Origin of the sequence: Cedecea selenatireducens, from assembly GCF_042138895.1 — a bacterium.
Lineage (GTDB): Bacteria > Pseudomonadota > Gammaproteobacteria > Enterobacterales > Enterobacteriaceae > Cedecea > Cedecea selenatireducens.
In genome coordinates, this window is record NZ_JBHIKW010000021.1 from 1 (window position 1) to 17,932 (window position 17,932).

Sequence of the window (17,932 nt, forward strand, 5' to 3'; positions counted from 1 at the left end):
GGAAAACAGACGATGGGGAACATTTTTTATTCCCTCTCCCTTCCAGGGAGAGGGGCAGGGTGAGGGTAAAAATAAGAAGCGAGGCTCTGTTCCAGCTTAAGTCGCCTCCGTTTTCTCTCCGACCCAGGGCAGGAAGTGAACGGAGCCTTAGCCGATTCTTCATAGAAGGTGTTCTCTCTTAGATCAGCGCGAAGCCCTATCACGCTAATGTCCCGACAATCTTCAAATCGCTGTCATCCGGCACTTCGTTATACGAAAGCACATGCAGCCCGGCGCTGAACAGGCGGCCATAGCGTGACAGAATCGGGCGCAGCTGCGGCGTCACCAGCAGCAGCGGCGGCAGGCTATTCGCCTTCATCTGCTCGTAAATCATCGGCATGGTATTTTGCAATTGAGCCAGAATATTCGGGTCGACAGGGAAGCTGTCGAGCGCCACTTTCCCCGCCTGCTGGGCCTGGTTCAGGGCGTTTAGCAGCATATTCTCCAGTTCGTTATCAATGGTGTAGGCGGCAAGCTGCCTGCGGTCGCCGTTGATGTTATGCAAAATGGCACGGCGCAGGGCGTAGCGCACGTCAGCGCAGAGCAGCTGCGGATCTTTGGTTACCGCCGAGCTTTCCAGCAGCGTAGCGGCAATGGTGACGATATCCTTCAGCGACACCTGTTCGAGCAAAAGCTGGCGATAAACTTTCAGCAACTGGCTGAAATTCAGCGCGTTATTTAAATCTTCCGCAAGCTTCGGTGCCTGCAGCGCAAGGCGTGAATGCAGATGAGTAATATCGTCATAGTTGAACAAATCAGGCAGATGCTGACGCGCCACCTTGTTAACGTGGGTGGCTACCACGCTCGCGCAGTCCACTACCTGATAGCCAAGGTTTAACGCGCGCGATTTTTGGTCCGGATCAATCCAGACGATGGCCATCCCGTACGCCGGATCGGTGTCCAGCACGCCGTCTATCTCGCCGTACAGCTCGGTGCCGGGGATTGCCATTAATTTTTCCGAATTCACTTCCCCCAGCGCCACGCGAATGCCGTTGATGTGGATCGCGTACTGGGCGGGTTTCAGGCGGAAGTTTTCGCGAATGCGGATCTCCGGCAGCAGCACGCCGCAGGTTTCCGAGATAACCTGCCTTGCGCCGCGAATACGCTGCGACAGCGGGCTGCCTTTGGCGGTATCCACCAGTGAAACCAGCTTGTAACCCAGGTTCAGGCCAATCGGCTCGACCAGCGGAATGCTGTCCCAGCTGACGGTAGGCTCCGTGTCCGGGGCAAGCGCCTCCTGAATGGCCTCCATATCGTCAGCCTGCTGCTCGGCGGGCTGCACCACTTTGCTTTGCCGCCAGGCAGCAAACAGCAACAGCGCGGTGAAGCTCAGGAAGGCAACGTGCGGCATGCCGGGCACAACGGCCAGGATGAACATCACAAACGCGGCGGTATACAGCACGTTCGGGCGGGCGAGCAACTGAGCCTTAATCTCATCGCTAACGTCACCGCCGTCGCTGACGCGGGTCACGATAATAGCGGCGGCGGTTGCCAGCAGCAGGGAGGGGATCTGCGCGACCAGGCCGTCACCGATGGTCAGCAGCACGTACTGCTGGAAGGCGTGGCTGGCGTCGAGATCGTATTTGAAAATACCAATACAGATCCCGCCGATCACGTTGATGATAAGCACCATGATCCCGGCGATGGCATCGCCGCGCACGAACTTCGAGGCCCCGTCCATCGCCCCGTAGAAATCGGCTTCGTTAGCAACGTCTTTACGCCGCGTTTTGGCCTGCTGTTGATTAATTAAGCCGGCATTAAGATCGGCATCAATCGCCATCTGTTTGCCGGGCAGGGCGTCGAGGGTAAAGCGAGCCGAGACCTCAGAGATACGTTCAGCCCCTTTGGTGACGACCACGAAGTTGATGATCATCAGAATGACGAACACCACGAAGCCGACCACGAAGTTGCCGCCGATAACCACCTGGCCGAAGGCTTCAATCACCTTACCGGCGGCGCCTTCTCCTTCATGGCCGTGCAGCAGCACCACGCGGGTGGAGGCTACGTTCAGCGTCAGGCGCATCAGCGTCGTGATCAGCAGCAGCGTTGGGAAGACGGCAAAATCCAGCGGGCGTTTACTGTTGACCGCCACCAGCAGCACGATGACCGCCAGCACGATGTTGAAGGTAAACAGGATATCCAGCACCAGCGGTGACAGCGGCAAAATTATCATCGCCAGCACGCTGAGCAGCAGAACAGGCACGCCGACGTGCGTCTGCTTTAGCACGGTCACGGCCTGGGTAAACTTATTGTTCGCCATCGGCTTTTAATACCTCTTTTGGAAGATCTATCTGCCTGTTAAGGCGGGGTTTTTGCTCAACATTGCCCGCACGCCAGGCTTTCACCTGCATCACGTAGGTCAGGACATGAGCAATGGCGCGAAACAGCTGCGCCGGAATTTGTTGGTTAACGCGAGTGGTGTAGTACACCGCACGGGCGAGCGGCGGGAACTCGACTATCTCCACGCCGTGGTTCTTACCGACTTCACGAATAAACATCGCCACGTCATCGACGCCTTTCGCCACAATGTAGGGCGCTTCTGCTTTGTTTGGATCGTACTTCAGGGCCACGGCGTAGTGGGTTGGGTTGGTGACGATAACGTCTGCCGAAGGCACCGTTTTGTTGATTTGGCCCATCGCCATTTGGCGCTGCAGCTGGCGAATACGGCCTTTAATCTGCGGGTTGCCGTCGTTGCTCTTATGTTCTTCCTTCACTTCCTGCTTGGTCATGCGCATTTTTTTGGTGAACATAAATTTGCTGAGCGGCACGTCCAGCAGGGCGAAGATAACGATAACCGCGACAAAGTAGCTGATGACATGGTGAAAAATATCAAAACCGCTGCTGATGGCCTGGCGCAGGTAGAGCTGCTGCAGGTAAAGCAGGCCGGCCAGCGAGTCGTTCACCATGGTGTAAAGCACGGCGAGGATCACGCCGCATTTCAGCATCATCTTGCCAACCTCAACATAGTGGCTGCCGGACACCATGCGTTTAAGCCCGCTTATCGGGTTAATTTTCTTAAAATCCGGCAGCAGCTTGTTGGGGGTAAATATCCAGCCGCCGGGGATCAGGCTGGAAATAATGCAGGCCACGGGGATAGGCACCAGCGTGGCGATAAACTTAAGGATAACCAGCACGTTAAGCATCATGAACTGGCTCAGCGCGCCGCTGTCATCCAGCCGTCCGGCCATGCGGCCCACGGATAAAAACGACTCGCTTATCAGCGACTTGTAATAGGGGAAGAAGCTGCTGATGGTCACGAAAGAGGCCACCAGCCCCACGGCCATCGTCAGGTCTTTTGAGCGTGGAATATCCCCTTTCTGCCGGGCTTTACGCAGCTTGCCCGCCGTAGGTTTTTCGCTCTTATCTCCGCTTGAGGATGACGACATTACTGCACCCTTATGGCGTCAAGCCGGGCGAGGATCTCATTGGTCAAATTGAGGTAGTGCTCCGGAATATGGGAAACGATCATCGTGATGCACAGCAGGCCAAACAGCATGCTGATGGGAAAACCGAGTGAAAACAGGTTCAGCGTCGGCGAAACGCGGTTCAGCAGGCCAAACCCGCCCTGCACAATCAGCATCACAAAAGTGGTGGGCAACGCAATCAGCGTGGCGGCAGACATAATCCAGCCGAGGCTTTGCGCCAGTTGTTTAAGCGTCGGTTCATTGATGGCCTGACCGATAGGCCAGTAGGTGAAACCCTTTACCAGAATGGTCACCACCAGCAGATGGCCGTCCATGATAAAAAACAGCAGGGCGCAGAAAACAAAAATGATCTGCGAAATCACCGCCGTCGAGCCGCCGTTAACCGGATCGTTCATCATCGCCATTCCCAGGCCCATATTCATCGACAGAATATGACCGGCGGTCTGCAGCGCGACAAACACCAGCTGCATCGTCATGCCGAACAGCAGCCCCCAAAGCAGCTGCTCGCCGATAAGCAGGATAACCCGCATCGACATCAGCTCGTTCAGCACCACGTTATTGTGCAGCATCGGCGTAATCAGCACCGTCAGGGTCAGCGCGGTGGCAATTTTAATCCGGCGGGAGAAGGCTTTGCTGTCGAGCACCGGGCAAAAGTGGATGAACGCCAGAATGCGCACAAACGGCAGGATCATCGCCATCAGCGGATTAAGCAGATCGTGAATGTTGATTCCCATGCGTCAGCCGACCAGCGCAGAGGCCTGGTGAAAGATTTCGGTCGTGAAGTCTACCAGCCGGGTCAGCATCCATTTCCCACCAAAAATCAGCACCAGCAGCGTGACCACCAGGCGCGGCAGGAAGCTCAGGGTTTGTTCATTAATCTGCGTGGTCGCCTGGAAAATACTGACGCACAGGCCCACCAGCAGGCTAGGGACAATGGCCACGGCGGAAATCAGCAGTACCAGCTGAATGCCAGAGGCCATGATGTCGCCGGCGTTATCCATATTAAGCATAGCTACAGCCCCTGCACGCTTGAGGTCAGGGTGCCGACGATCAGCGTCCAGCCGTCGCACAGCACGAACAGCATCAGCTTAAACGGCAGCGAGACAATCAGCGGCGACAGCATCATCATCCCCATCGCCATCAAAATACTGGCGACAATCAGGTCGATGACCAGGAACGGAATGTAAATCATAAAGCCAATCTGGAAGGCCGTTTTCAGCTCGCTGAGCAAATAGGCGGGCGTCACGACCGTCAGGTCCTGCTCGCGCGCGTCGCCGGAGACACCGGCAATGCTCATCATCTGTGACATCGCCTTATTGTTGGTCTGCGCCAGCATAAACTTCTTCAGCGGCACTTCGGCGGTAGCCAGCGCCTGGTTCAACGTGATTTTGTCGTTCTGGAACGGCACGACGGCGTCGTTGTACACGGTGGTCCACACCGGGCGCATCACCAGCAAGGTCAGGGCCAGCGCGATACCGGTCAGGATTTTGTTCGGCGGGCTTTGCTGCAGCCCCAGCGCCTGGCGCAAAATCGCCAACACGATGATAAACCGCGTAAAGCAGGTCATCATCAGCACCATGATCGGCAGCAGGCCGAGCAGGGTCATCAGGATCAGGATTTCAATTTTGACGTTGTAGTCCTGGCCCGCGTCGGTATTATTCGCGCTGAATAAGGTCACTTCACCGTGGGCGGCAAACAGCAGCGGCGAGAAGCACAGGCCGAGCGTCAGCAGCGCCGCAAGGCCGCTCTTTCTGCTCGTCAGGCCGCGTAGCAGGCTATTCATCCTGCCAGCTCGCCGAGGTTCTTGTTGTTGAACTCGATGATGCGCAGCCCGTACTTGTCGTTCAGGACGACGACTTCACCCTTACCAAACAGGATGCCGTTGACCTTAATGTCCAGCGGTTCACCGGCGAGCTTGTCCAGCTCAACGACCGAATCGTTGTTCACCGACATTAAATCAGCCAGAGAGATCTCTACCGAAGCCACTTCCAGCGTGAGGGTGACGGGGATACGGCTAAACAGCGACATTTTGCGAATCTGATCCATCGGGTTTGCCCGTGGCGTGTTTTCCTGCAGATCCATGCGGATGTTGCCTTCCACCGTCTCTTCCTGCGGGGCATCACCGAAGTTCAGGTCGTCCAGATCCAGGGTCTGGCTCAGGTCTTGATCAATTTGGCTCATAATGCTTCTCGGCAGTCTTATCGTTAAATTCACTCAGCAGCAGTTTGCCGCGATCTTCCGCAATATCAGCGGTGAAAATCTGTTCTTTGCCGATAAAAACCGGCATCGGTTGATTCAGTGAAATGGGAATAATGTCCCCTGGCTCAATGTCGGCAATTTGCGCGACGGTAAGGTTCAGCGAGGCAAGGCGACCATTCAGCTTCAGCGGCAAATCGTAGAACAGCCTTTCGATTTGGCCGGTGCTCATCGACGACTCTTTCTCGCCGTCTCCGCCGTCCGGCGCTCTCAGCTTCGCCAGCATGCGATCGACATGCAGCTGGTCGAGCAGGATAGTGAACCCGCCTTGCTCGTAACCTTCGAGGCTGAATGTAATGCACCATGACCACTGGCTAATCACCGAGGAATAGTCGTTCTTTATATCCAGGTCTTCGCCAAAGGTTTCTTTATTGACGACAAGCGCAGTCAGTTCCTGGCCTAATTTATTTTTTAGCCGTTCTTCCGTTTTCGAAATCGGCTGAGATAAATCCGGCGCCACCTGGGCGCTGTCTTTACTCAGGCCATAGAAATCATGAAGAATATTCAGCAGCAAAATACGATCAATGTCGAAGCCGAGATTGCCGTAAGTGGAAGAGAATATCTGCGTGTTTTTATAATTTTTATCGATCGCAAACGTCATATTTTTTAACGTAACGTTTACTCTAAATTTTTTAAGAAAGTAAATGCTTAGCCTTGCATCGAGAATGTCGAAGCAATCATTCATTATTGTTGGCAGCTTATGCCACGGACGGCCAAGCTTATTTACTTCCAGTTTCACCAGTTCGGGAAGCCGATCCCGGTGATGAACTCTGAGTCGTTGTAATACAGGCTGCATAGTTCTTCCGCATAACCATGATATCTGGCGATGTCAGCGATGAGCTTCAGTATTGATTCATCGCTCGCCAAAGAAAAATTTACCTGGGCATTTAAGTTACGAGAATGAGGTGGCGCTCTTTATTAGCAGCAGCGGGTAGATAATTGGAAAACATCTCATCACTTTTTTTCAGGAAGGTGATTAGACCTGCTTATGCTTGCTGTTGCAATAGCGGTGGGCTTATTAATCTATTATTTAAAAACCTGCTTCCAGATTAATGTAATCGATAACTCATTGTATTTAAAGAATTAATGTTTTAATACTCATTAAAAATGAGACAATTATCGTGCCCTCCGTATACTGACCCCACTGATAACCACACTGCTGTAATACTTGTGGTTGAATAACCTGGTGATTGACGGCGCTGAATGTAAATGGTCTTGATTTTTCTTTCATTATTATGATTAAAGGAAATATTAAGTCTGTTTTGCTGTCCTCGCCAGGTAGAATTTACTCTAAGTGGGTGATGCAACATGAATATGTTTATGGATCATAGCGCAGGAAATCTTAACGGCTTTGTGGCCAGGGCACCTTCCAGCGTTAGCGTATTTGCGCTGGCACGCCGTGTGGCAAATTTTAATGTGTCAGTGTTGATAACTGGCGAAACAGGCACCGGTAAAGAATGCGTAGCTAAATATATTCATGAACACGCCACGGGAAGCGATTCGCCTTATGTTGGTGTGAACTGCGCCGCTATTCCTGAGAGCATGCTGGAAGCTATTTTATTTGGCTATGAGAAAGGTGCATTTACCGGTGCGGTGGCAAGCGTTGCGGGTAAATTTGAGCAAGCCAACGGCGGCACATTATTACTGGATGAAATTGGTGATATGCCGCTGGCGCTACAGGCCAAATTATTAAGGGTGCTGCAAGAGCAGGAAGTTGAGCGTTTAGGCAGCCATAAAAAAATCCCACTTGATATTCGCCTGATAGCTTCCACGAATAAAGATTTACAGCTTGAAATTGCCGAAGGCCGTTTTCGTCAGGATTTGTTCTACCGCATTTCGGTGGTGCCTATCCACATTACGCCACTGCGTGAGCGTCAGCAGGACATCATCCCGCTGGCCCAGCGCTTCATTAGCAAATATCACACGTTCCACCAGGGCAAGATTATGCTTGCCGAAGACGCCCGTCACGCGCTGCTGAGCTATAACTGGCCGGGTAACGTTCGTGAGCTGGAGAACGTTATCCAGCGTGGCCTGATCCTCTGTAACGGGAGCGAAATCACCGCCAAAGATTTCGGCCTGACGCCGGTCGTACAGCCGCAAAGCGCCGCCATTGGCATCATGCCGGCATGGCATGAAACCGGCCACCGCTCTGAGGGCGATGCCCCGGCCGCGATTCGCAACGTCAAGATGCACGGTCGTATGGCCGAGTACCAGTACATCATCGACCTGCTAAAGCGTCATCAGGGCAACAAATCGAAAACCGCCCAGTTTTTAGGCATTACCCCTCGGGCGCTGCGTTACCGACTGGCTTCGATGCGCGAAGAGGGTATTGAAATTGGGTGTTACTCCTGAAAGGGGGAAGGAAACCACTATGGATAAGATTTCAGGATTAGGTATGCCGATGGGGCAGCAGGAAATGCTGATGCGGCTACAGCACACGGCGGCAAGCGCCGGTGCCGGCGCTATCGCCGCGCCTCAGACTCTCGCGCCGTCGGGGATGGGTACCGCGCCCTCCGTCTCGTTCGGCAATGTCCTTAACCAGGCCATCAACAACGTTGACCAGATGCAGCACGCCGCCAGCGCCCGCCAGGCCGCTATCGACACCGGCCAGAGCGACGATTTAACCGGCGCGATGATCGAAAGCCAGAAAGCCAGCGTGGCGTTTACGGCAATGATGCAGGTGCGCAACAAGCTCACCACCGCGCTGGATGAAGTGATGAACATTGCGCTCTAAGGGCCTTACCGTGTTAAACAAAATCAAAAATCAGCTTGCGGCGATGCCGTTGCCGCAGGGAAATCATAAAAAATGGCTTATAGGCGCCGCAGCCGTGTTGCTGACCGGCGCCATTGTTGCCTCTCTGTGGCGCAGCGGCGGCGGCTATGTCGCGCTATATGGCGCCCAGGAAAACCTGCCAACCGCGCAGGTGGTTGAAGTGCTGGGCGCAGAAAACATTGCCTACAGAATTAACCCGGACAACGGGCAAATTTTGGTGGCCGAAAACAAACTGTCGAAGGCGCGTATGGCGCTGGCGGCGAAGGGCATCAGCGCGGCGTTGCCGGAAGGCTATGAGCTGATGGACAAAGAAGAGATGCTCGGCAGCAGCCAGTTTGTGCAGAACGTCCGCTACAAGCGCAGCCTCGAAGGGGAACTGTCGAAAAGCATCATGGGCCTGGATCCGGTGGAGATGGCGCGGGTGCATCTTGGGCTAAGCGAAGCCAGCTCCTTTGTCATGAGCAACAAGCCGGAGAGCAGTGCGTCGGTTATCGTTCAGCTCCGCCACGGCAAAAGCCTTGATGAACCGCAGGTCGCGGCCATCGTCCAACTGGTTTCCGGCAGCGTGCCGGGGATGAAGGCCAGCAGCGTGAGGGTGGTCGATCAAAGCGGCAACCTGCTTTCTGAAGGCCTGCAAAACGGCGGCGGCAGCCTGGCCGGAATTCGTCAGGCCAATGACGTTGTGCAGCGCATGAAAGTCGACACCGAAAAGAACATTTCCGGCCTGCTGACTTCGCTAGTGGGGAGCAACAACTTCCGCATCAGCGTGGCGCCGCAGGTTGATATGAGCAGCGTGGAAGAAACCCAGGAACGTCTGGGGAAAGACGCCCGCGTGAGCGATGAAAACATCAGCCAGGAAAATGTCACCAACGAGCTGGCCCTTGGCGTGCCGGGCTCGCTCAGCAATCGTCCGGTCAACCAGCCGCCTGCTGCGGCGAATGCGGCTGCTAACGCTAATGCCAACGCGAACACGGCTCCGGCTGGGAACCCGCAGTCCCTCAGCAGCCGTAATTCCGAGCAGCGTAAATACGCCTACGACCGCGATATCCGCCATATCCGCCATCCAGGCTATCAGCTTGAGAAGCTGCGCGTGGCCATCGCCCTGAACCAAAGTGCACCCGCGCTGGCGAAGATTACGCCGGAAAAACTGGCCGGCCTGACGCGGCTGGTGGAAGACGCGGCTGGGATAGATAAAGCCCGCGGTGACTCCCTGACGCTGGACGTTATGGCCTTTACCGAACCAGAAGCGACGGCCTTCCCGGTGCTGAAATGGTGGCAGGATCCGCACATGCAGTATTGGGGACAGACCGGCGGCATTGGCCTGCTGGCACTGCTAACCCTGTTGTTCGGCGTGCGTCCGGTCGTACAGCGCTTCAGCCGTCGTGAACTGGCGGTTGCCGAGGCCGCGAACGAACCGGCTCTGGAACGCGGCGCGCTGCTTGAAAATGAATTAATCACCAGCGATGACGCCCTGGCGGCTGGCCTGCCGAAATCGTCGTTCCAGAACGATGACAACCTGCCGCCGCAAAGTTCTGGCCTTGAAACGAAAGTCGAATACTTACAGATGCTCGCCCAGAGCGAAACCGAGCGCGTGGCGGAAGTACTGAAACAGTGGATCAACAGCAATGAGCGAACCAACAGTAAGCAAGAACAGTAAAAGTAGCAGCGGCAGCAACGGGCGCTCGCGCATCGAACAGGCGGCGATCCTGCTGCTGAGCGTGGGTGAAGACGCCGCCGCTCAGGTCATGCAGAAGCTAAGCCGGGAAGAGGTGCTTTTACTGAGCGAAACCATGGCGCGGCTGCACGGCGTGAAGGTGACTCATGCTCGCCAGGCGATGAACAACTTTTTTCAGGACTACCGGGAGCAGAGCGGGATTAACGGCGCTTCGCGCACCTACCTGCGCAGCATTCTGGAAAAAGCGCTGGGCGGGGAAATTGCGCGCAGCGTGATTAACGGCATCTACGGGGATGAGATTCGCTACCGCATGGCTCGCCTGCAATGGGTAGACGTGCCGCAGCTGGCGGCGCTTATTGAACACGAGCACCTGCAGCTGCAGGCCGTGTTCCTCGCTTTCTTACCGCCGGACGTGGCGGCCAGCGTGCTCAGCGTGCTGCCGCAGGAGCGCCAGGACGAAATCGTTTACCGCATTGCCAAGCTGGACGACGTTAACCGGGACGTTATCGACGAGCTGGACAGGCTGGTTGACCGTGGCGTGGCGGTACTTTCCGAGCACGGCTCGAAGGTGACCGGCATTAAGCACGCCGCCAATATCGTCAACCGCATTCCGGAAAACCAGCAACTGCTGCTGGACCAGCTTCGCGAGCGTGACGAAGAGGTGGTCGACGAGCTGAAAGACGAAATGTATGAGTTCTTCATCCTCAGTCGCCAGAACCAGAATACGCTGCAGCGCCTGATGGAAGAGGTCTCGATGGAAGAGTGGGCGGTGGCGCTGAAGGGCACCGAGCCGGTGCTGCGACAGACCATCTGTAACGTGATGCCAAAGCGTCAGGTGCAGTTACTGCAAAGCACCACTTCGCGCCTCGGGCCGGTGCCGGTCAGCCGAATTGAGCAGGTGCGCAAAGAGATTATGGGCACCGTGCGTCAGCTGGCGGAAGACGGCGAAATTCAGGTTCAGCTGTTCGCTGAGCAGACGATGGAATAATGATGTTCAAAAACGCGAAAACCGCCACTCTGGGCAGCCTGACCGCCCGCCGTCAGGGCGTGATTAAACCCCGACTGCACAAATTCCCGCCGTTGCGTAAAAGCTGGCAGCAGGCAAGCCTTGAACAATCGGGCCAGGCGCTTGACCCGGAAGCTTACCAGCAGCAGCTGGTGCAGGGCTTTCAGGATGGCCTGAACCGTGGTTTTGCGCAGGGCATGGAAGAAGGAAAAGAAGAGGGCTACCAGGAAGGCGCTCGCCTCGGTTTTGAAGAGGGGATGCGCAAGGGGCTGGAAGAGGGGAAACAGCACGCTCGCCAGCTGTTTCTTGATGCGGCCGGGCCGCTGGACGGTGTGGCAAACGAGCTGCGTCAGTATCTCAGCGCTTATGAACAACGCCGCCGCGAAGAGCTGCTGCAGCTGGTAGAAAAAGTCACCCGCCAGGTGATTCGCTGTGAACTGGCGCTGCATCCAACCCAGATGCTGACGCTGATTGAAGAGGCGCTTAACGGCCTGCCTCAGATCCCCGAGCAGATTCGTGTGCTGCTTAACAATGAAGAATATCAGCGTATTAGCGAAGCCGAACCGGAGAAAGCCCGCCAGTGGGGCCTGGCCGCCGACCCGGACCTGGACGCCGGTGAATGCCGGGTCATCACCGATACCAGCGAAATGGATATCGGCTGTCAGCATCGCCTTGAGCAGTGTATGGACGTACTGAAAGAAAACCTGCTGCCGGAAACGCACGATGAGTGATCTGGACTTCGCGCAGGCGCTGCGCTCCATTGAAAACATTAATCTTGCTCGCGTGGCGGGCAGGCTGGTGCGGGTGAACGGCATCCTGCTCGAGTGCGTGGGCTGCCGTCTGGCGGTTGGGCAGATGTGCCGTGTGGAAAGCGCGGACAGCGAACTTATTGATGCTCAGGTCGTAGGGTTTGACCGCGACCTGACCTGGCTGATGCCCTTCAAGCATCCGACGGGATTAATTGCCGGCGCCCGCGTTTTCCCGGCGGATAAGCAGGAAGGCGTGATGATTGGCGACCGCTGGCTGGGCCGGGTGGTTAACGGGCTGGGAGAGCCGCTGGACAACAAAGGCAAGCTGGTCGGCGACACGCCGCTGCCGCTGCATTTGCCCCAGGTTCATCCGCTCACCCGCCAGAGCGTGGCGCAGCCGCTCGACGTTGGCGTGCGGACCATCAACGGCCTGCTGACGATTGGCAAAGGCCAGCGCGTCGGGCTGATGGCGGGCAGCGGCGTCGGTAAAAGCGTGCTGCTTGGCATGATAACCCGCTATACCCAGGCAGAAGTGGTGGTGGTCGGGCTGATTGGCGAGCGCGGGCGCGAAGTAAAAGAATTTATTGAAAACTCGCTGCAGGCCGAAGGGCTGGCGAAGTCGGTCATTGTGGCCGCACCGGCCGATGAATCACCGCTGATGCGTATTAAGGCTACCGAGCTGTGCCACACCATCGCCAGCTACTACCGCGACAAAGGTAAAGACGTCCTGCTGCTGGTGGACTCCCTGACCCGCTACGCCATGGCCCAGCGCGAGATTGCGCTCTCGCTTGGCGAACCGCCCGCCACTAAAGGCTACCCGCCTTCGGCTTTTGGCATGATCCCACGGCTTGTGGAAAGCGCGGGCAACAGCACCGGCAGCGGCACGATGACCGCGATCTATACCGTGCTGGCGGAAGGAGACGATCAGCAGGATCCGATCGTGGACTGCGCCCGAGCGGTGCTCGACGGCCACATTGTGCTTTCTCGCCACCTTGCCGAAGCCGGGCATTATCCGGCCATCGACGTGGGGCAGTCCATCAGCCGCTGTATGAGTCAGGTGACGGAACGCCCGCACCAGCTGGCGGCAAGGACGCTGAAACAGCTGTATGCCGAATACCAAAGCATCAAGCCGCTGCTGCCGCTCGGCGGCTACGTTGCCGGGGCCGACCCGCAGGCCGACAGGGCGGTAAAACTGGCCCCGGCGATTACGCAGTTTCTTCAGCAGGAGGTGCATGAACCCGCACCGCTTGCCAATACCATCAGCGACTTATGCCTGCTGTCGCAGGCGGGATAATCGACCATGAGCAAACTGATTGCCACGCTGGAACAGCTGCACACGCTACGCAACCGGGCGGTAAAAGAGACCGGTGCGCGGTTAAACGCCCAGCAGCAGCTGTGCCAGCGCTATGAAAAAAACATCAGCACGCTGACGTCGCTTGCCGCCGGTATAAGCCCGGAGAGCGGCAACTCCGCGCTGCAGATGGTGAACCACTCGGGCTACAAGCGCACCCTTCAGCGAGTGATCGACTGGCAGAAGCAGGAGCACGCGCTGGCCGAGCTGGAAGCCCGCCAGCTGCAGGGCGCTTTGCTGCAGGAGGCGAAGCGTGAAAAAGGCCTTGAGGTGGTGCTCGACGCGAAGCGCAGCGAGCGCCATGCAGAACAAGAGCGACGCGAGCGGAAGGCGACGGATGCCGTTTCCGCTCAGTGCTGGCTGCGCCAGCGGCTCGCTCACCGCTAAGAGTTAACCCATGAAACCTACCGCTAACCGCAGCACCCTGCTGGATAACCTGTTAAAGCGTCAGCGCGCCGCCGCCCCGCAAAAAACGCCCTTTGTCAGCGTCGTTTGCCCGACCTGGAACCGACGTGAATTTCTGCCGTACCTGCTCTACATCTACCAGTATCAGGACTATCCGGCGGATAAGCGCGAGCTGATCGTGCTGGATGACTCCGCCGAGAGTAACCAGGATCTGATCGACATGATGGTCGACCCGGCGCTGCATAACGTGCGCTACATTCATAGCCCGGAGCGCCTGGCGCTGGGGCGCAAACGCAATATGCTCAACGAACTGGCAACCGGGGAATACATCATCAGCTTTGACGATGATGACTATTACCCGCCGGAAAAAATCTCGCACCAGGTGGCGGAAATGCAGGGCCATAACGCGCTGTTTTCCGGCTGCGACCAGATTTACGTCTGGTACAGCCACCTCGACAAAATGTACCTCAGTCATCCCTTTGGCCCACGGCATGCGCTCAATGGCACCTTTGGGCTGCACCGCAACCTGCTGAAGAAAAATCGCTATAAGGACGAAGAGACGCTCGCGGAGGAGCAAGCGTTTCTCAAGAACTTTACCACGCCGGTGCTGCAAATTGCGCCTGAGAAGGCGATTGTCTGTATCTCCCACAGCAGCAACACCTACGACAAAGACTTCATTATGGGCAGCAGTACGCCGGTGGATCTGTGCCTTGAGGATTTGGTGAAGGACGAAAATCTGCTGGCGCATTACCGACGCTTAAGCCGTGCGCCGCTTAACCAGCAGGTCCACTGGTCGGTATTCGACAAAGTTGCGGTTATCTACCCCACGCAGCAGGAAGTGGAGCTGGAGGCGCAATGCCGGGGGCTTCTCGACTTTGGTTTTTCAGCCGACCAGCTGCTGCCGGTGACGCTTCATCAGGACGAAGATCCGGCGCTTGCCGAGCTGAAAACCCACTGCGCGGTACTGGAACAGGCTCAGCGTGAGGGCTGGCGTAACGTGGTGCTGCTGGATGCGGCGGTGCATTTTGTAAAGAAAGAGAACTCGGTCCAGCAGGTGAACGCCCTGCTGACCAAGCTTGACCATATCGACTGGCAGGCGCTGATGCTTGGCGGGAAGTACGGTGAACTGCGGCTGATGAAATCGCTGCCCGGCGTGGTGCGCGTGCAGGCCTCTGAAAATGGCTGTGCCTACGCCGTGAATGCCAGTTTTTATGCCACTTTGCTCGATGCATATCGTGAAGCCATCGCTGAGGCACAAACCCGCGATGAGGCCTGGCAGCCTCTGTTTGAACAAAGCTGCTGGCTCGGCTTCTACCCGAGCTTCGCGTTTATCCAGCAAACGCTGGACGGCCAGAGCGGCCAGCCGGTCGACTGCACCCACTGGTTTTTCCGTAAACACAGATAAAGAAAGGGAAGGCCGTGGCCGCCCTGGAGAGAGAAATGGAAATCATCGAACGTTATCAACCTGAATTTGTTCTTCGCCATGCCGCCCGAAGCGAAGCCTGCTCCTGCCCGGCCTGTAGCCGGGCGAGCGAAGGCTGGCCGCAGGCCAACGTTAAGCTCACCACTCAGCTACGCGAAAGCCTGGATCCCGGCTGCGAAAGCGTTGCCCGTGAACTGCTGTTTAATCCGCAGGCGTTTGAGCTGCAAATCTCACAGGCCGAGGTGCAGGGCACCGTTGAGCTGACGGCATGGGATGAAATGCTCAACCAGCAGTGCATAAATCTGGCAGTGCACCCGGCGCTTTCCCTTGAGGTGAGCCTGTACGCTATCGGCGTGCTGCTGAGCAAAGCGCAGCAGTATCTTGTCGATGACAAGCGCGATCCTGCGCTGTTGATGTCGATGGGTGAGCAGCTTGCTCAACTGGCCGAACACGGCGTGCTGGAAGAGCAGTTAACGATGTTGCCTGTAATAAAAGAACACCGACTAGCAGCGCTTAAAGAAATGGGCGCGATGCGCCTGAATTTGAATTTGCCGATGGCCGACAAGATGTCGATGATGCTGAAGCTCAGTGAGCTGAACATCATGCAGCCCAATCGTTTGAGCGAGCGTTTACAGGAGCTACAGCAGAACCTGGCGAAGTGTCAGGTGCTTACTGAACAGCCTCATATTTTGCGTAATGTCCTTATTTATCGTCTTTACCAGAACGTTTTCCCTGGCATTAAGTGCGAAAATTACGGTCTGGCGTTTCAGGCTCTGACGCGCCAGTTCTTCCAGCTAAAAATGCTATTCGCTGTCTGGGTCGCCGATCGTCAAATGCTTAGCGACGGGGAGATCGTTACTTTATTCAGTGCCTGGTTTGGCTGGGACGGTAATTGCCCACAGGCTGAGGCAGCTGCAGTCTCGTCAGACTTTAGCCTGTTGGTTGGCCTGTCGTTACTTATTGATCGGCCTTAAGGTCGTTTGCGGATAAGAGCAGAATGACCATGATTACAATCAATTGGGACTTTATTGATAAAGTCATCTATATCAATCTGAACAGAAGAAAAGACAGAAGACTTTATCTTTCCAGAGAGTTAAAAAAGCTAGGGATCCCAAAGGATAAAATTTGTCGCCTTGAAGCTATTGAGTATTCGCCTGGTTATATCGGGTGTGCTATGTCACACCTTCATGCTCTGCACATGGCGGATAAAGAAGGATGGAAAAATGTTCTGATCCTTGAAGATGATATTGCTTTTCACCATGATGATGATGCGTACCAGCGAATCAATAAATATTTCAAGGCATTAAACCATGTTAACTGGAACGTAGGCTTTTTGGCCGCGAACTATCAAAATGTGACCCAATTGGGCAGCGTTGACTATATCGTTAAGGCTAATAAAGCGTGGTGTGCATGCGCCTATATTGTTAACCAAAACTATTATCAACAGCTCCAGCATGTTTACACCCAGAGCATAAATGCTTTATTGCAGGGGGGGCAACAGCATGAATACGCACTCGATGTCTACTGGCACGAGTCTATGTTGCGGGATTGTTGGTTGGGGATTTTCCCTAATGTGGGCTATCAGCAGCCGGATAAAAGCGATATTGAGGGCCAGTATGTCGACTATCGTGGCCTGTTTGCTAAGCCGCTAAATGAAATAACGCAACGGCAGGTCAAAAAGCGTATTGGCAACCAGAAGATCAAAGTTGATATCCTTTTTCAATGGTCTCCTGGCTGGACAAATTTTGAAACGGTGATCGACGCTCTGCGCAATGATGATAAATTCGATTGTAGAATTATTGTTATTCCATTTACCTCGGAAGGTTCTACGGATCCTACTAATATGGCAGCAAGAGAATTTCTGGACGAATGCGAAGTGCCTTATTACGGTTATGAAAACTATAATCTGTACGAAAGAAAGCCAGATGTTGTATTTCTGCAGAATCCGTATGACGTAAATCGACCGAGTATATTTAGCTGTGCAAATTTAATCCGTAACGGTATTAAAATTGCGTATATCCCCTATGGGCTGGATATGGGGGCGAGTGAGTTAAATACAAATTTCCAGTACAACATGGCCTGCCATAATTCTGCCAGCTGGATTTTCGTTCGTTCACAGCGGCATAAAAATGAATTCGCGCTGCATTGCGCAGCGGGTAAGGATCATGTTCATGTGGTTGGTCATCCCAAATTTGACCATTATCATGAACGCTACTGCTCTACAGAGAAAACAGTCTTTACGAATAATTTGAAAACGCTTCTGTGGGCACCGCAATATATTATTGAAAACGACCCTCGTTGGTCAACATTCGATCTCTATGCTCATGCGATAATGGATATTATAGATCAAGGGAAAGTGAATGTTATTATTCGCCCTCATCCCTTGTTCATTCAATGGGTAAATCACTTTGGCGACAAAGTCAAAGAACAATATGCACAGCTATTAGCGTTTACACAAAATCGGTCAAACGTTATATGGGATTTTGGTGCCGACTATAAAATGGCCTATTCTCAGTCAGATGCGCTGATGGCTGACGTTGGGTCATTCCTGCTGGAGTATTTACCATCACGCAAACCGATACTATTGCTTACTCATGAAAAACGATTAGGTATTAATAACAGCGCAAGCTTTATTTATCATGACTATGATGTGGCATGGAGCGAAAAAGATCTCTACACATTTGTGTCAAATGTCATCTCGGGAAATGATGTAAAACAAAAAGAGCGCCTTGCCGCTTTGTCACGAGAGCTATATTTTGCTCCGCAAGGTGCGGGGCATGCGATTATCGAGATAATCAAAAAATCATTTAGTCTGGAATCGGAGTAGTTG

At 54.7% G+C, this 17,932-nt stretch carries 17 protein-coding genes; 10 read left to right on the forward strand and 7 right to left on the reverse strand.

Annotated features, from left to right (window positions below):
- Positions 1 to 199 precede the first annotated feature (199 nt).
- From ACE38U_RS21085 to ACE38U_RS21115, 7 genes are read right to left on the reverse strand one after another with little or no spacing between them, the layout of a single operon-like run.
- Positions 200 to 2,299 (reverse strand): flagellar biosynthesis protein FlhA, encoded by a 2,100-nt coding sequence (locus tag ACE38U_RS21085; RefSeq protein WP_038474898.1) that lies wholly within the window; start codon positions 2,297 to 2,299, stop codon positions 200 to 202.
- Entirely contained in the window at positions 2,286 to 3,425 is a 1,140-nt protein-coding gene (flhB, locus tag ACE38U_RS21090) for a flagellar biosynthesis protein FlhB (RefSeq protein ID WP_038474896.1), read from the reverse strand. Before flhB ends, ACE38U_RS21085 begins: the two co-directional genes overlap by 14 nt.
- Positions 3,425 to 4,198, reverse strand: coding sequence for a flagellar biosynthetic protein FliR (gene fliR / locus ACE38U_RS21095; RefSeq protein WP_176983016.1), 774 nt, complete (start codon positions 4,196 to 4,198; stop codon positions 3,425 to 3,427). Before fliR ends, flhB begins: the two co-directional genes overlap by 1 nt.
- 3 nt (positions 4,199 to 4,201) lie before the next feature.
- On the reverse strand, positions 4,202 to 4,474 hold the full coding sequence (fliQ, locus tag ACE38U_RS21100; RefSeq protein ID WP_375530482.1) for a flagellar biosynthesis protein FliQ: 273 nt from the start codon (positions 4,472 to 4,474) through the stop codon (positions 4,202 to 4,204).
- Positions 4,475 to 4,476: 2 nt separating this feature from the next.
- Positions 4,477 to 5,247: a flagellar type III secretion system pore protein FliP gene (gene fliP / locus ACE38U_RS21105; RefSeq protein ID WP_176983015.1), complete on the reverse strand. Its 771-nt coding sequence runs from the start codon at positions 5,245 to 5,247 to the stop codon at positions 4,477 to 4,479.
- Complete coding sequence (gene fliN, locus ACE38U_RS21110) at positions 5,244 to 5,645, reverse strand: flagellar motor switch protein FliN (protein ID WP_038474888.1); 402 nt, start codon at positions 5,643 to 5,645, stop codon at positions 5,244 to 5,246. Before fliN ends, fliP begins: the two co-directional genes overlap by 4 nt.
- Positions 5,632 to 6,321 (reverse strand): FliM/FliN family flagellar motor switch protein, encoded by a 690-nt coding sequence (locus ACE38U_RS21115; protein ID WP_235212924.1) that lies wholly within the window; start codon positions 6,319 to 6,321, stop codon positions 5,632 to 5,634. Before ACE38U_RS21115 ends, fliN begins: the two co-directional genes overlap by 14 nt.
- Positions 6,322 to 7,028: 707 nt before the next feature.
- On the opposite strand from ACE38U_RS21115, the gene ACE38U_RS21120 reads away from it, so the two are divergent.
- The 10 genes from ACE38U_RS21120 to ACE38U_RS21165 are packed head-to-tail and all read left to right on the forward strand — an operon-like array spanning position 7,029 to position 17,929.
- The gene (locus tag ACE38U_RS21120; RefSeq protein ID WP_038474884.1) at positions 7,029 to 8,072 is read left to right on the forward strand and encodes a sigma-54 interaction domain-containing protein; all 1,044 of its coding nucleotides are present in this window, start codon (positions 7,029 to 7,031) and stop codon (positions 8,070 to 8,072) included.
- Positions 8,073 to 8,091: 19 nt separating this feature from the next.
- Positions 8,092 to 8,454 (forward strand): flagellar hook-basal body complex protein FliE, encoded by a 363-nt coding sequence (gene fliE / locus ACE38U_RS21125; RefSeq protein WP_038474882.1) that lies wholly within the window; start codon positions 8,092 to 8,094, stop codon positions 8,452 to 8,454.
- A 10-nt stretch (positions 8,455 to 8,464) separates the two neighbouring features.
- Positions 8,465 to 10,150, forward strand: coding sequence for a flagellar basal-body MS-ring/collar protein FliF (fliF, locus tag ACE38U_RS21130; RefSeq protein WP_375530483.1), 1,686 nt, complete (start codon positions 8,465 to 8,467; stop codon positions 10,148 to 10,150).
- Positions 10,119 to 11,156 carry a flagellar motor switch protein FliG gene (locus ACE38U_RS21135; RefSeq protein ID WP_038474880.1) on the forward strand — a complete coding sequence of 346 codons (1,038 nt, stop codon included), beginning with the start codon at positions 10,119 to 10,121 and terminating at the stop codon, positions 11,154 to 11,156. Before fliF ends, ACE38U_RS21135 begins: the two co-directional genes overlap by 32 nt.
- Positions 11,157 to 11,158: 2 nt before the next feature.
- Entirely contained in the window at positions 11,159 to 11,905 is a 747-nt protein-coding gene (gene fliH / locus ACE38U_RS21140; RefSeq protein WP_176983017.1) for a flagellar assembly protein FliH, read from the forward strand.
- Positions 11,898 to 13,217 carry a flagellar protein export ATPase FliI gene (gene fliI / locus ACE38U_RS21145; protein WP_176983012.1) on the forward strand — a complete coding sequence of 440 codons (1,320 nt, stop codon included), beginning with the start codon at positions 11,898 to 11,900 and terminating at the stop codon, positions 13,215 to 13,217. Before fliH ends, fliI begins: the two co-directional genes overlap by 8 nt.
- 6 nt (positions 13,218 to 13,223) lie before the next feature.
- Positions 13,224 to 13,661: a flagellar export protein FliJ gene (fliJ, locus tag ACE38U_RS21150; RefSeq protein WP_038474876.1), complete on the forward strand. Its 438-nt coding sequence runs from the start codon at positions 13,224 to 13,226 to the stop codon at positions 13,659 to 13,661.
- 10 nt (positions 13,662 to 13,671) lie between these two features.
- The gene (locus ACE38U_RS21155) at positions 13,672 to 15,084 is read left to right on the forward strand and encodes a glycosyltransferase family 2 protein (RefSeq protein ID WP_375530484.1); all 1,413 of its coding nucleotides are present in this window, start codon (positions 13,672 to 13,674) and stop codon (positions 15,082 to 15,084) included.
- Between the two features lie 35 nt (positions 15,085 to 15,119).
- Complete coding sequence (locus ACE38U_RS21160; RefSeq protein ID WP_375530485.1) at positions 15,120 to 16,076, forward strand: hypothetical protein; 957 nt, start codon at positions 15,120 to 15,122, stop codon at positions 16,074 to 16,076.
- A gap of 23 nt (positions 16,077 to 16,099) precedes the next feature.
- Complete coding sequence (locus ACE38U_RS21165; protein ID WP_375530486.1) at positions 16,100 to 17,929, forward strand: glycosyltransferase family 25 protein; 1,830 nt, start codon at positions 16,100 to 16,102, stop codon at positions 17,927 to 17,929.
- The last annotated feature ends 3 nt before the right edge of the window (positions 17,930 to 17,932 follow it).

Excerpts from the sequence above, each read along its gene's own strand:
- fliH (WP_176983017.1), top strand. The coding sequence starts at position 11,159 with ATGTTCAAAAACGCGAAAACCGCCACTCTGGGCAGCCTGACCGCCCGC.
- fliP (WP_176983015.1), bottom strand. The coding sequence starts at position 5,247 with ATGAATAGCCTGCTACGCGGCCTGACGAGCAGAAAGAGCGGCCTTGCG.
- ACE38U_RS21165 (WP_375530486.1), top strand. The coding sequence starts at position 16,100 with ATGACCATGATTACAATCAATTGGGACTTTATTGATAAAGTCATCTAT.
- fliQ (WP_375530482.1), bottom strand. The coding sequence starts at position 4,474 with ATGCTTAATATGGATAACGCCGGCGACATCATGGCCTCTGGCATTCAG.
- fliR (WP_176983016.1), bottom strand. The coding sequence starts at position 4,198 with ATGGGAATCAACATTCACGATCTGCTTAATCCGCTGATGGCGATGATC.
- ACE38U_RS21155 (WP_375530484.1), top strand. The coding sequence starts at position 13,672 with ATGAAACCTACCGCTAACCGCAGCACCCTGCTGGATAACCTGTTAAAG.
- fliJ (WP_038474876.1), top strand. The coding sequence starts at position 13,224 with ATGAGCAAACTGATTGCCACGCTGGAACAGCTGCACACGCTACGCAAC.
- ACE38U_RS21160 (WP_375530485.1), top strand. The coding sequence starts at position 15,120 with ATGGAAATCATCGAACGTTATCAACCTGAATTTGTTCTTCGCCATGCC.
- ACE38U_RS21085 (WP_038474898.1), bottom strand. The coding sequence starts at position 2,299 with ATGGCGAACAATAAGTTTACCCAGGCCGTGACCGTGCTAAAGCAGACG.
- ACE38U_RS21120 (WP_038474884.1), top strand. The coding sequence starts at position 7,029 with ATGAATATGTTTATGGATCATAGCGCAGGAAATCTTAACGGCTTTGTG.
- ACE38U_RS21135 (WP_038474880.1), top strand. The coding sequence starts at position 10,119 with ATGAGCGAACCAACAGTAAGCAAGAACAGTAAAAGTAGCAGCGGCAGC.
- flhB (WP_038474896.1), bottom strand. The coding sequence starts at position 3,425 with ATGTCGTCATCCTCAAGCGGAGATAAGAGCGAAAAACCTACGGCGGGC.
- fliN (WP_038474888.1), bottom strand. The coding sequence starts at position 5,645 with ATGAGCCAAATTGATCAAGACCTGAGCCAGACCCTGGATCTGGACGAC.
- ACE38U_RS21115 (WP_235212924.1), bottom strand. The coding sequence starts at position 6,321 with ATGACGTTTGCGATCGATAAAAATTATAAAAACACGCAGATATTCTCT.
- fliI (WP_176983012.1), top strand. The coding sequence starts at position 11,898 with ATGAGTGATCTGGACTTCGCGCAGGCGCTGCGCTCCATTGAAAACATT.
- fliE (WP_038474882.1), top strand. The coding sequence starts at position 8,092 with ATGGATAAGATTTCAGGATTAGGTATGCCGATGGGGCAGCAGGAAATG.